Here is an 11,229-nt window from a genome sequence, read left to right as displayed (position 1 = left end):
GTACCCAATGGATACACATCTGCCTAGAGAGGACGTTCCAGAAACAACGGCGACCAGGGTGCACGATTTTCAAGTTCGGCTGCTTTGCACTTCGTGATCCGGTCCTCGTGCCCGGCTCCCGCTGGCGCTCACGCCGGGCGAGTTGCTTGGGGGCGCTGCCCCCTGGCGCGGCGCAAGGGATCGCTGGCGCTCGACCGGGACGGTCTCCCCAGCCTTCCGCGCGGATGCGTGTTTCTCACTCTCGCCCATGGCTTCGATCCGCTTGTGCAGGCCGGGTGATCCCCCTCCGCCCCGGGCGCCCTTGCACCTTGCACCCCCCGGTCTCGCCGACGGGCAAGGTTGCAGCGCAGCGCTGCGCTCCAACCCAAGCCCATTAGGAGAAAGACCATGACCACGAATGCTAACACCGCGCCGACCGTCGAAAACGGCGCGACGGTTTTCATCCCGCTCAACAAGCTCAGGAAGCACCCGAAGAATGCTCGCAAGACCCCGCACAGCGAGGCGTCTATCGAGGCGAAGGCGGCGAGCATCGCCGCCAAGGGCATCCTGCAAAATCTGGTGGTGGAGCCGGAGCTTGATGCGGGCGGCGAACCGACCGGCTTCTATCTCGTCAGCATCGGTGAAGGCCGCAGGCTCGCGCAGATGCTGCGTGTGAAGCGCAAGGAGATCAAGAAGACCGAGCCCATCCGCTGCGTCATCGACACGGCGAACGACGCGGCGGAAATCAGCCTTGACGAGAACGTGACCCGCGAAGACCTGCATCCTGCCGACCAGTTCGAGCGCTTCCGCGAGCTTTCGGAAAATCGCGGATGGGGCGCAGAAGAAATTGCCGCCCGCTTCGGCGTGACCGCGCATGTCGTGAAGCAGCGGATGCGTCTCGGCGCTGTCAGCCCCAAGCTGCTGCAGGTCTATCGCGATGGCGGTTTGACCTTGGATCAGTTGATGGCCTTCGCCATCACCGACGATCACACGCGGCAGGAATACGTCTATGAGAACCTGTCCTATAACCGCGATCCGTCGATCATCCGGCGCGACTTGACCAAGATGAATGTAGTGGCGACGGATCGCTGCGCGGTCTTCGTCGGTGCGCAAGCCTATACCGAGGCAGGCGGCAACATCCTTCGCGATCTGTTTACCGAGGATCGCGGCGGCTTCTTCGAAGACCCGGCGCTGCTGGGCCGGCTTGCCGTCGAGAAGCTGGAACGGATCGCCGCCGAGGTGCAGGAGGCCGAGGGCTGGAAGTGGACTGCCGCCTATCTCGATTTTCCCCATGCCCATGGGATGCGCCGCGTCTATCCGCATTCGGTGGAGCTTTCGGAAGCGGACGCCGCTGCATACGCCGCCGCGCAGGACGAGCTTGAGCGCCTGACAGCGGAATGGGAGAACGCCGATATTGACCTCCCGCCCGAAGTGGATGCGCGGTTCGCGGAGCTTGAAGCCGAGATCGAGCGCATCGACGCGCTGCGCCATGCCTACGACCCCGAAGAGATCGCGCGCGGCGGCGTGTTCGTGGTGGTGGCCCATAACGGCGAAGCCCGTATCGAACGTGGTTTCATCCGGGCCGAGGACGAGGCCCCGAAGCTGGAAGCTGCCGAGGATGGCGAAACCGTCATCGACGGGGTGCGCGTCAATGACGATGGCGAGATCATCGACGGCGACGAACAGGACGGCGAAGGCGATGACGGTTCCGCGAGCGTGCCGGAGCCGGAAGAAGATGCCGGGGAAGACGGAAAGCCGCTGTCGGATTCGCTTATCCGCGACCTGACCGCACATCGCACCCTTGGGCTGCGTCTTGCCCTTGGCGAGCAGCCGGATATGGCGCTTGTCGCCGTCATCCACACGCTGGCGGCGCAGACCTTCTATCGCGGCGGCAGCGAGGCCCATTGCCTCGAAATCCGCCCGACCAGCAACTATCTTGCGGCCCACGCGGACGGCATCGAGGACACGGCAGCGGCGAAGATGCTGAATGAGCGCCATGCCGGATGGGCGGCGGACATGCCGCGCGATGTTGCTGACCTCTGGGGCTTCGTCGCCGGTCTGGACCATGCGAGCCTGATGGCCTTGCTCGCGCATTGCGCCTCGCTCACCGTCAATGCGGTGAAGCTGCCGTGGGAAAGCAATAAGCGCCGCACTCATGAAACGGCCGAGAAGCTGGCGACGGCGGTGACGCTCGACATGACGGCACACTGGACGCCCACCGTGCGGACCTATCTCGGGCGCGTCACCAAGGCCCATATCCTTGCCGCCGTGCGCGAGGCTCTTGGCGACGAAGCGGCGGAGCGGATCGCGGACAAGAAGAAGGTGGAGATGGCCGAAGCCGCCGAGCAGCTTCTGGCCGGGACCGGCTGGCTTCCGCCCATGCTGCACACCGAGCGACCCGCATGGTTCGCAGACGAACAGCATGACGCTTTCGCCAGCGGCAGCGCCGAGATCGCGCCGGAAGTGCAGAACGACGACCATTTCGCCGTTGCGGCGGAATGATCGGGGAGCCGGGACCGCAGGAGCGGTGCCGGCTTCTTGCTGTAAAAATCGCGGCCGCGCGGTTCTCCCGCGCGGCCGGATCACGGCGACGACAGCAACAACTTATCCCGTTCAGTATCGACAGACAGTCACGGATCACCAATATTGCATCATCCTCGAAGCAGGGAGCGATTGAGCGGCAAGCCGCGCCAGATGTGAAGGAGAAGAACCATGGTCGCCGTCATGTTCATGAGCGTTGCTCTGATCGCGATGCTTTGTGTCCTGGCCTATACGCTCGCTGTCTATGCGCTCCCGTTCATGCTTGGTATTGCCGCCGCGCAGCTCGCCTATCAGACCGGCTCCGGCCTCATCGGCGCGGGCCTTGTCTGGCTGCTCGCAGGTGCTGCAGCTTTCGGCATTCTGGCGCTGCCGTTCTACACGCTGCGCCCGCTGATTCTGCGTTTGATCGTTGCGCTGGTCTTCGCCGCGCCCGCCGCTGTTGCCGGATATGCGCTTGTTCACGGCGTCATCAAGGAATCGGTGCCGTCCGAAATCTGGCGGCAAATCTTCTGCATCATTGGCGGTGCGCTGGTCGGGGTCTCGGCTCTGTTGCGATTGGCAGGCGGCACGGGGCAACCGGCCCGATAGCCGGGAAGCAGAGCCAATCTTGATCGGGGAATCTTGACCAAGGGGATAGGGCGTTGCCCTTCGGGCCGGGCTTTCGGCTACGCCGGAACCGCGCCATGGCACCTTTCCGCCATTCGGCTTCAATCCCATAACGCAAGGGCGCGGCGGCGGTCATTTCGCGAGCGCGCCGTATCGGCGAGCCCCCGAAAGGCTGGCCCCAATCACCATCGCATCGAAACCAGCGAGATGAGGCGGCTTCGCCTGGTCGATCACACGGCAGGGAACGCAGCAGAGCCGAAAACTCGGGTCGGCATGGCCAGCCAAGGTGTTCGCTTTGCATCTCGCGGGCAGGCTCCCTCTACGACGCTGAGCTCGATCAAAGCCGCTGGGGAGCGAAAGCAAGGCTGAGCGTCGGTCACGCTCACCGGAGCCGATTATCGGGCCATGAGGATAAAGGTCAGACGGTGGAGCGTAGGCCAGCGAACCCCGCCCGTTTTCGGTCTCGAGCGTTGAGGGCGCAGGGAAGGTCGCCATTGTCGTATTCCCTCGATTTCCTGAAACGGGCGTCCCATCCGCGATCTCGATTGGCATGGGTCTGACCGAGGACCGGCTTCGCCTCGCTCGTCTCCCGCAACGTCCGTCGCCAACTTTTTTCCGCCGCCTTCGGCTTGCATCGCGAAGCAAAAAAGCCGTCGCCGGCCGCCTTCCACTTTGTTCCAGCACCTTCGGGTGCAGGGTCGATCGTCCCCGGTCTCACGACCCCCATCGAGGTCGCAATGGTGCGGCCCGACAAGAAAAGGAATACGACAATGGCGACCATCGGCACCTTCACCAAGAACGAAAACGGCGCGGGCTTCACCGGCGCGGTCAAGACCCTGACCCTCAACGTCAAGGCCAAGTTCGTCCCCTCCGAAGGCGACAGCGAGCGCGGCCCCGACTTCCGCATATTCGCTGGCTCGACTGAGTTCGGCGCAGCCTGGAAGAAGACCGCCCGCGACAGCAGCCGCGAATACCTCTCCGTCAAGCTGGACGATCCGAGCTTCCCGGCCCCGATCTACGCCAGCCTGGTCGAAGCCGAAGACGGCAGCGGCCACAACCTCATCTGGTCCCGCCGCAACGGCGACTGAGGCCAGCCTTCCAGAAGCCCCGCCGCGAGCGGGGCTTCTCTATGCTCATGTCCGCCGCCGTCAAGGAATACGGAGATCGGGATTCACGAATTTTCTGTTTTCAGATTTTCGGCATCCCGATCGGATATTCTCTCCGGCTTGCGCCTACGCTTCAGCCGGCAGTTTGGCTAAGGGCGCTGCCCTCGCGCGGCGCAAGGGACCGCTGACGCTCGGCCCGGCCGGCGTCCCCGACCTTCCTCCACGTCGTTCCTCCGTTCCGTGCAGGCCGGGCGATCCCCCTCCGGCCCGGCCGCCCTTGCACCTTTCTACCCCGGTCTCGGCGACGGCCAGGGTTGCAGCGCAGCGCTGCGCTCCAACCCAGACCTACGGAAGGAAAGACCATGTATCACCAGCTCGCCACTCGGTTCGGCCGCAATGCCCACCAGATCAGCGGACGCGAACCGCTCGACAATGAAGCCCTGTATCGGCACGTCCCGTCCATATTCGCGCGCGAGGCACATGACAGCCGTTCCGAGCGTTACGTCTATGTCCCCACCATCGACATCGTGGAGGGGTTGCGCCGGGAAGGATGGTTTCCGTTCTTCGCCGTGCAGTCCGTGCCGCGCGACGGGAGCCGCCACGGCCACGCCAAACATATGCTGCGTCTGCGCCGGGATGGCGGGATCGGCAAGCCGGAGGCGGCGGAAGTTATCATCGTGAATAGTCACGATGGCACGTCAGCGTATCAGATGTTCGCCGGGATGCTGCGTTTCGTCTGCACCAACAGCATGATTGCAGGCGAGCGCTTCGAGGAAATCCGCGTTCCCCACAAGGGCGGCATTCAGGATCAGATCATCGAGGGCGTTTACACCGTAGCGGAGGATTTCCCGCGCCTCATTGATGCGACGGAGACCATGAAGGAAACGCGGCTTTCGCGAGACGAGCAGCGGGTTTTGGCCGAGGCCAGCCTTGTCGCCCGCTATGGTGAAGAGGAAAGCCCGGTTCAGCCGGACCAGATCATCATGCCCCGCCGGCACGAGGATGCGGGGCAAAGCGTCTGGAGCACGTTCAACGTCATTCAGGAAAATCTCATCCGGGGCGGATTGCGGGGACGCCGCCAGACGTCAGACGGCCGCATTCGTCGTACCCAGACCCGCGCCATTAACGGCATCGACCAGAATGTCGGCCTCAATCGCGCGCTCTGGACGCTGGCGGAGGGTATGCAGCGCTTGAAGGGTCTTTGACCCCGAGCGCGACAGGGCTGCCGCCCCGGCGGCCCTGCCTCTCCCGGCGATCACAAGAGCGGAAAAAATCGCGCCGATCCGGCGTTGCGGATCGGCGGCGCGGCCATACCCGAGAACATGTCCGCGCTCGCCGGGCTACGCCCGGCTCGCAGAAACACGTAAGCACTGTTAAGAAGAAAATAACCAAGAGATTGATCGCGTTAGCCGATCTAGTTATCTCGATAGCGCAGCTACAGTTTTTTCAACCGATACTTGAAGGTCTCTATCCGGGCGTTTCCTTGCGTGTGTCCGGTGTAGAGAGGTAGCGCCATGCTGAGCATCGACTGGCGTTCTCCGGCGGCATACAGATTTGCCAAGAGCATCCCCGCCGCCGGTTTCGCCTGGGAATATCTTCGCCGCGATGACGAGTATCGTCGCGAGTTTCAAACCATAACTGCGTCGCACGAGCCAGACCCGGGGCGGTTGGAAGCCTTCATGCAACGCTGGGGGCTGCGATTTTCCGACCGATCCTGAAACCCCATCGGATCGGCAATCCTTGTTCTGGAGCCCAAGCCTTCAGCCGCAAGCCATATGGCTCTCTCCCCTGCAGCATCACGACAGCGAAACGGAGCCGATCATAACGCTGGCGCATCTCGACGGCCTCGATCTGCGCCAGGCCGCAGATGGCTGGCATGGCATCTGGCTGGTCGACGGCATAACGCATCAATTCTGGTTGCCCCACGCCGTTCCTGACGCCGCGACTTTCTATGGAACAGTCCTGCCGATGGACGACCTCTACGATCTGCGCGCTCACGCCGCCCGGAGGCTTTGGCGCTCCCTCAAAGGCCGACCGCCCGGTCCTGATTTTCGCGCGCTGCCGGAGCAGCTTCGGCAATGGCACATTCTATCCCTGCGCGCGCTCGACGCGCGCTTGCGCGGCGAAAGCTACCGCACCGTCGCCGAAGTCTTGCTTGGTTTCAGCGGCACTAAAGAGGATTTCGAGGGCGACCCGCGCAAGAACAAGGCCCGTCGCCTCGTCGCTCACGGGATCAAGATGATGCGCGGCGGCTATCGGCTGCTCCTGCATTATCCCATCAAGGCTTTGAGCAAATAAGCCTACGCCTGCCTGCCACCGCGCGCAGCTAGTGCGACCGCTTGTTCCAAAATGCGCCGATAGCCTGAGCCTGAGAGCCATTGCGCGCGGGCAATATGGCTTTCCCAGCAACGGCGGCTGCGCGCTTTCTCAGCGATGGGGTCGCGGTGCAGGACGATGCGCGCGACCTCCTGCCAGTCCGCGCCATCTCGGTTGGCATCCAATAGCCGCAGATAGGTGACGTAGTGCTGTTCGTCATAGGTCGTGATATCTGGCCCGCTGGGAGCCTCATCTTCAACAGCTGGATCAAGCTGAGGCCGTTCACGCATGAATTCTGCCCTTTTGCATCGGGAACGCGGACATAATGAAGTAAGTTCAGGACAACCGACGAATAGCATGGCTTGATACGAATAGGAATGATCGTTCCTAGAATGATCGTTCCTATGCTGGTTCCCCTCTTGTCATGGATCTCAAGGAGGTCATGGCGAGGAATCTGCGTCGGGCACGTCATGATAAGAAGCTGACGCAAGAAGAACTCGCCGATCGGGCGGGCCTGAGTATGCGCTATATCGGTGCGATCGAGCGTGGCGACGTATCCGCCAGCGTCACCGTCCTTGGCCAGATTGCCGATGCCCTTGAGATCGAGCCCGGCGAATTACTGAAGAAGGTCGGCGCGCCGAAGTAGCCGGCCTTTTCCTGAGCCGAATGCTGCCGCTTGGCCTGCCGCGCAGCCGTAAACCACCATCCCAACCACAATAGCCGGAGGGGTGCCGCCAGCGCATGAGCGCAAATGCGGCACGCTACCCGCCGCCGATCCCTCGCCATGGTTCGCCGTAGCCCGCTGCCACGAAGGCAGCGCGCATCACGACTAACCAGAGGTGACTCCATGGCCAATCCATTGGCGGGCCTGCCGCCACGACTCCTGCGCACGCAGGAAGCCGCCCGCTTCCTCGGCATTTCCATCCGTACCCTTGAGAAGCACCGGACCTACGGCACCGGCCCGACCTATCGAAAAATCGGCGGCCGCGTCCTTTACACGGTCCACGATCTCGAAGCCTGGACCGAAATCGGCTCCCGCAAATCTACCCGCGACATCACCGCCGGCACGGTCTTTCCCGCGCGTCCGCTGACGTCCGAAGAGCGGGGCAAGTTCTGAATGCTGCACGACGATCACAGCCCCGCGCAGCCGGCCGACACGAGCGAGCGCAATCACCTGGCCCCCTTCGTGGTCGCGACGGGCGACGCCAGCCCGCGCGATCAGCGCGATCTCATGGAACGGCCCTTCTTCTCGCTGGCGAAGACGCCGCGGACCAAGCCCATTCTCTACAAGGCGGCCGATGTCGAGGTGCAGGTGCTCGCCATGCCCGAACACGGCATGGCGACCATCTGGGACGCCGACGTGCTAATATGGGCCGCCTCGCAGATCGTGGCGGCCGAGAATGACGGCCTGCGCACCTCGCGCTTCTTCCGCTTCACGCCCTATCACCTGCTGCGTGCCATCGGGCGGCCGACCGGCAACCGCCAATACGTGCTGCTGAAGGCCGCGCTCGCGCGCCTGCAATCGACTGTCATCGCCACCACGATTCGCAACGGCCCGCATTGGCGGCGTCGGCAATTCTCCTGGATCAACGAATGGGAAGAGATGACGACGCACACCGGCCGCGTCGAGGGCATGGAATTCGTCCTGCCCGAATGGTTCTATAACAGCGTCGTCGATCGCTCGCTCGTCCTTACCATCGACCCGGCCTATTTCCGGCTGACCGGCGGCATCGAACGGTGGCTCTATCGTGTCGCCCGCAAGCACGCCGGCCACCAGCGCCACGGTTGGCTGTTCGAGGTCGCGCATCTCCATGTGAAGTCCGGCAGTCTCGCCCGCGTCTCCGACTTCGCGCTCGACCTGCGCCGTATCGCGGCTCGCCAGCCTCTCCCCGGCTATCGCCTTGAGATCGAGCGGGAGCATGGCCGCGAACTGCTGCGCATCCGCCCCGAAATCCTGTCCACAGTGCCTGTTGAAAAGGGTGTGGATACCATCGGCACATCAGGCGTACGCAGTATCGGCACATCGGGCGCAGCCATATCGGCACATCAGGCGCGTGGACCCCAGTTAAGCCTATGGCCGGAAACGCGGAATCCGACCGCTAACTTAGAGTCTAACAGAGAATCTAACTCTTCTTCTTTGTCGCACGCGCACGCGCATGCGAGGCGTGGTGCCGGTGCCGCCCGCTCCATTGCCGACGTGCTGCGCGACATGCTCGCCGCCGATGACCGCCATGGAGGCCGGTCATGAGCGACAAGGCTTCCCATCGCGCGCATGGCCGTCCGCTGACGGACGGGCCAGCACCGTTCACCACCCTGGTCGAGCTGACCTTCGAGAAGCGCAAGGTCGAGCATTGGATCAGGTTCGGGCGCAAGAGCTACGAACAGATCCTCGACCGTCGCCGCAGCGTCGTCGGCTTCGCGCCCGACAGCATCTTCGCCTTCGTCCGCTGGGCGGCGGGTGAGCATGGCACGATCATCTCGCGCATCAACATCGTGCGCGCCATCCGCCGCGGCGAGCCGTTCCAGACGCTGCCCTTCGTTCGGCCTGGTGGCGACATCCTCTTGCGGCTCGACGGCTGGCCCAAGGTCCAGCGTGCGCTTGCAGCGATCGACGCGGTGGAAGCGCTCGGCCTCGATCCGACCGAAGCCTCACCCGACCACTGGCGACACGTCCATAACCGGCTTTCCGCCGGTCTGGAGCCGAGCGCCTACACGCCCGTGCGTCATGCCGCGTGGATCGGTCGCCGGAGGATCGACCCATGAGCCGCTGCCACATCCTCGGGGCGACGTTGCTCGCCATCATCGGCATCGCCGCCACCAGCGCGGCCGATATGCCGACAAAACTCGTGTGGAACGCCACGGCGAGCGCGCCGGTCGGGTTTTACATCATCGAGCCGGCCGACCGGATCGAAGTGCCGGAGCTGGTCGCCGTCATGCCGCCCGAACCGCTCGCCGGATTCATGGTCGGTCGCGGCTATATCGGGCGCGACATGCCGCTCCTGAAGCGCGTCGTCGGTCTTCCCGGCCAACGGGCTTGCCGCACCGGCCGCGCCATCACGGTTGACGGCGTGGAGTTGGGCGATGCGCTCGACCGCGACCGGATCGGCCTCGCTCTGCCCATCTGGCAGGGCTGCCGCGTCATAGCCGACGGCCAGCTTTTCCTCATGAATTGGGACGTCCCTGACAGCCTCGACGGCCGCTACTTCGGGCCGATCCCCACAAGCTCCGTCATCGGACGCGCGCTGCCGCTCTGGACCGATGAGGACGGCGACGGCCGCTTCGTCTGGCACGCGCCGACCCACTGACCGCTTCCCCATCGGCGGAAGCGGTGTCTGCCGATGGCTTTTCCAACTCCACCGCATGGAGACAGTCATGCCGCAAATCGGTCAATTCACGCGCGAAGGTTCCGGCTTCAGCGGCCGCGTTCACACCCTCACGCTCTATCGCGAACTCACCATGGTTCCCGCCGATCCTTCGGACTCGGAGAATGTGCCGGACTACCGTGTCCATCACGGAGCCGACGACGGCCCGGAGATCGGCGCGGCGTGGAAACGCACCGGCGAGAAGGCCGGCGAATATCTCTCCGTCCTGCTTGACGATCCGGCCCTGCCTCAGCCAATCCGCGCAAACCTCTTCCGCGACGACGATGCAGGCTCGTCATGGTCGCTGCACTGGACGCGCCCGAAGCCGCGCGAAGAGCGGGACTGAAGCCATGCGGTCCTGTGTCATTATCGCGCTCAGAGCCTCTATTCCTTTGTTCGCGGGAAAGCCGTCTCATTCCTTCGTCCCGCTCGACCACAAGTCGGCCGGCGCGCGCAGCGTAGGTCAAGGGCGGCCATCGGCCGGCGCTTCGCGCGCACCCTTGACCGCAGCGAGCACGCTGGCAGGCTGGCGGTTCGGCGGAGAAAGGTCGTCACGGCGCTATGCCGTTATCCTGCTCGCTTGCGGGCTTGTGCTCGGCGCGGGACCGGCGGCGACCTTGGCGCAATCAACGCCGGTCGCGCGCACGGTCGCCGCCGATCCGCATGGCGGCCACATTGCCGAGGCGTCGCAGCGGTTCGGCATTCCCGAGTACTGGATTCGCGCCGTGCTGCGCGCCGAGAGCGCGGGCGACGTGCGCGCGATCTCGTCGGCCGGCGCGATCGGGCTCATGCAGGTCATGCCAGATACCTGGGCGGGCCTGCGTGTCCGCTATCGTCTAGGCCGCGATCCCTACGATCCGCGTGACAACATCCTCGCCGGCACGGCCTATCTGCGCGAGATGTGGGATCGCTACCGCAATGTCATGGCGATGCTCGCCGCCTACAATGCCGGTCCCGGCCGCTATGACGAGCATCGCGCGACGGGCCGTCCGCTGCCCCCCGAAACCCGCGCCTATGTCGCCGCGCTCGCGCCGGGACTCGGTGGCGCGGTCGCGGCCGGAACGCCGGAGAAGCAGTCCGCACCGCCGCCCGATTGGCGGGATGCACCGCTCTTCGTCATGCGTCTAGGCAACAGGCGGAGCGCTGATCCGGTGCAGACTATCGGCACATCAGGCGACGCTCGTTCAACCGTTCCGGTGCGTAAGCGCCGCGATGCGGAGCCGCGTGACGGCAGCATGTTCGTGGCGCGCGCGGACGATGGGAGAGCACAATGAGGATGGCGTTTTCCCGTCCGCTTGCGCTTGTTCCGGTGTGCAGTG

At 64.2% G+C, this 11,229-nt stretch carries 15 protein-coding genes; 13 read left to right on the top strand and 2 right to left on the bottom strand.

All coding sequences use genetic code 11. The features are described from left to right. Positions 1 to 387: 387 nt before the first annotated feature. Together K9B32_RS16305 and K9B32_RS16300 are read left to right on the top strand one after the other, a co-directional pair. Positions 388 to 2,481 (top strand): ParB/RepB/Spo0J family partition protein, encoded by a 2,094-nt coding sequence (locus K9B32_RS16305; protein WP_224564058.1) that lies wholly within the window; start codon positions 388 to 390, stop codon positions 2,479 to 2,481. Between the two features lie 210 nt (positions 2,482 to 2,691). Next, the gene (locus tag K9B32_RS16300; RefSeq protein ID WP_224563884.1) at positions 2,692 to 3,108 is read left to right on the top strand and encodes a hypothetical protein; all 417 of its coding nucleotides are present in this window, start codon (positions 2,692 to 2,694) and stop codon (positions 3,106 to 3,108) included. 436 nt (positions 3,109 to 3,544) lie between these two features. Here the strand turns inward: K9B32_RS16300 and K9B32_RS16295 are convergent, their stop codons facing one another. After that, positions 3,545 to 3,907, bottom strand: coding sequence for a hypothetical protein (locus K9B32_RS16295; protein WP_224563881.1), 363 nt, complete (start codon positions 3,905 to 3,907; stop codon positions 3,545 to 3,547). Here K9B32_RS16295 and K9B32_RS16290 point away from each other — a divergent pair. The 4 genes from K9B32_RS16290 to K9B32_RS16275 all read left to right on the top strand — a co-directional run bounded on the left by K9B32_RS16290 (position 3,897) and on the right by K9B32_RS16275 (position 6,530). Further along, positions 3,897 to 4,214, top strand: coding sequence for a DUF736 domain-containing protein (locus K9B32_RS16290; protein ID WP_224563879.1), 318 nt, complete (start codon positions 3,897 to 3,899; stop codon positions 4,212 to 4,214). The genes K9B32_RS16295 and K9B32_RS16290 overlap by 11 nt on opposite strands. Before the next feature lie 380 nt (positions 4,215 to 4,594). Continuing rightward, entirely contained in the window at positions 4,595 to 5,437 is an 843-nt protein-coding gene (locus K9B32_RS16285) for a DUF932 domain-containing protein (protein ID WP_224563876.1), read from the top strand. 309 nt (positions 5,438 to 5,746) lie between these two features. Continuing rightward, positions 5,747 to 5,950: a transcriptional regulator domain-containing protein gene (locus tag K9B32_RS16280; protein WP_224563873.1), complete on the top strand. Its 204-nt coding sequence runs from the start codon at positions 5,747 to 5,749 to the stop codon at positions 5,948 to 5,950. 70 nt (positions 5,951 to 6,020) lie between these two features. Beyond that, on the top strand, positions 6,021 to 6,530 hold the full coding sequence (locus K9B32_RS16275; RefSeq protein WP_224564055.1) for a DUF2285 domain-containing protein: 510 nt from the start codon (positions 6,021 to 6,023) through the stop codon (positions 6,528 to 6,530). Positions 6,531 to 6,532: 2 nt separating this feature from the next. Here the strand turns inward: K9B32_RS16275 and K9B32_RS16270 are convergent, their stop codons facing one another. Next, the gene (locus K9B32_RS16270; RefSeq protein WP_224563870.1) at positions 6,533 to 6,838 is read right to left on the bottom strand and encodes a DNA -binding domain-containing protein; all 306 of its coding nucleotides are present in this window, start codon (positions 6,836 to 6,838) and stop codon (positions 6,533 to 6,535) included. Between the two features lie 134 nt (positions 6,839 to 6,972). Here K9B32_RS16270 and K9B32_RS16265 point away from each other — a divergent pair, with 134 nt between their 5' ends. From K9B32_RS16265 to K9B32_RS16235, 7 genes are all read left to right on the top strand, one after another. Beyond that, entirely contained in the window at positions 6,973 to 7,194 is a 222-nt protein-coding gene (locus K9B32_RS16265) for a helix-turn-helix domain-containing protein (RefSeq protein WP_224563867.1), read from the top strand. A gap of 201 nt (positions 7,195 to 7,395) precedes the next feature. Next, positions 7,396 to 7,665 (top strand): helix-turn-helix transcriptional regulator, encoded by a 270-nt coding sequence (locus tag K9B32_RS16260; protein ID WP_224563864.1) that lies wholly within the window; start codon positions 7,396 to 7,398, stop codon positions 7,663 to 7,665. Next, positions 7,666 to 8,796, top strand: a complete 1,131-nt coding sequence (locus K9B32_RS16255) for a replication initiator protein A (RefSeq protein ID WP_224563861.1) — start codon at positions 7,666 to 7,668, stop codon at positions 8,794 to 8,796. Then, complete coding sequence (locus K9B32_RS16250; RefSeq protein WP_224563858.1) at positions 8,793 to 9,311, top strand: DUF2840 domain-containing protein; 519 nt, start codon at positions 8,793 to 8,795, stop codon at positions 9,309 to 9,311. The genes K9B32_RS16255 and K9B32_RS16250 overlap by 4 nt, the downstream gene beginning before the upstream one ends. Further along, a complete protein-coding gene (locus K9B32_RS16245; protein ID WP_224563855.1) occupies positions 9,308 to 9,853 on the top strand; it encodes a S26 family signal peptidase in 546 nt (181 codons plus the stop codon). Before K9B32_RS16250 ends, K9B32_RS16245 begins: the two co-directional genes overlap by 4 nt. Positions 9,854 to 9,920: 67 nt before the next feature. Then, on the top strand, positions 9,921 to 10,256 hold the full coding sequence (locus K9B32_RS16240) for a DUF736 domain-containing protein (protein ID WP_224563852.1): 336 nt from the start codon (positions 9,921 to 9,923) through the stop codon (positions 10,254 to 10,256). 4 nt (positions 10,257 to 10,260) lie between these two features. Beyond that, positions 10,261 to 11,184, top strand: a complete 924-nt coding sequence (locus K9B32_RS16235) for a lytic transglycosylase domain-containing protein (protein WP_224563849.1) — start codon at positions 10,261 to 10,263, stop codon at positions 11,182 to 11,184. Positions 11,185 to 11,229 lie beyond the last annotated feature (45 nt).

Source organism: Rhizobium sp. 3T7, assembly GCF_020166565.1.
Classification (GTDB): domain Bacteria; phylum Pseudomonadota; class Alphaproteobacteria; order Rhizobiales; family Rhizobiaceae; genus Rhizobium.
The sequence above is the reverse complement of the archived record's forward strand: the minus strand, read 5'-3'. Positions and strand labels throughout refer to the sequence as shown.

Bases quoted from the DNA above. Each gene is read 5' to 3' on its own strand.
- K9B32_RS16255 (WP_224563861.1), top strand. From the start codon at position 7,666: ATGCTGCACGACGATCACAGCCCCGCGCAGCCGGCCGACACGAGCGAG.
- K9B32_RS16240 (WP_224563852.1), top strand. From the start codon at position 9,921: ATGCCGCAAATCGGTCAATTCACGCGCGAAGGTTCCGGCTTCAGCGGC.
- K9B32_RS16245 (WP_224563855.1), top strand. From the start codon at position 9,308: ATGAGCCGCTGCCACATCCTCGGGGCGACGTTGCTCGCCATCATCGGC.
- K9B32_RS16250 (WP_224563858.1), top strand. From the start codon at position 8,793: ATGAGCGACAAGGCTTCCCATCGCGCGCATGGCCGTCCGCTGACGGAC.
- K9B32_RS16265 (WP_224563867.1), top strand. From the start codon at position 6,973: ATGGATCTCAAGGAGGTCATGGCGAGGAATCTGCGTCGGGCACGTCAT.
- K9B32_RS16280 (WP_224563873.1), top strand. From the start codon at position 5,747: ATGCTGAGCATCGACTGGCGTTCTCCGGCGGCATACAGATTTGCCAAG.
- K9B32_RS16235 (WP_224563849.1), top strand. From the start codon at position 10,261: ATGCGGTCCTGTGTCATTATCGCGCTCAGAGCCTCTATTCCTTTGTTC.
- K9B32_RS16290 (WP_224563879.1), top strand. From the start codon at position 3,897: ATGGCGACCATCGGCACCTTCACCAAGAACGAAAACGGCGCGGGCTTC.
- K9B32_RS16270 (WP_224563870.1), bottom strand. From the start codon at position 6,838: ATGCGTGAACGGCCTCAGCTTGATCCAGCTGTTGAAGATGAGGCTCCC.
- K9B32_RS16260 (WP_224563864.1), top strand. From the start codon at position 7,396: ATGGCCAATCCATTGGCGGGCCTGCCGCCACGACTCCTGCGCACGCAG.
- K9B32_RS16295 (WP_224563881.1), bottom strand. From the start codon at position 3,907: ATGGTCGCCATTGTCGTATTCCTTTTCTTGTCGGGCCGCACCATTGCG.
- K9B32_RS16285 (WP_224563876.1), top strand. From the start codon at position 4,595: ATGTATCACCAGCTCGCCACTCGGTTCGGCCGCAATGCCCACCAGATC.
- K9B32_RS16305 (WP_224564058.1), top strand. From the start codon at position 388: ATGACCACGAATGCTAACACCGCGCCGACCGTCGAAAACGGCGCGACG.
- K9B32_RS16300 (WP_224563884.1), top strand. From the start codon at position 2,692: ATGGTCGCCGTCATGTTCATGAGCGTTGCTCTGATCGCGATGCTTTGT.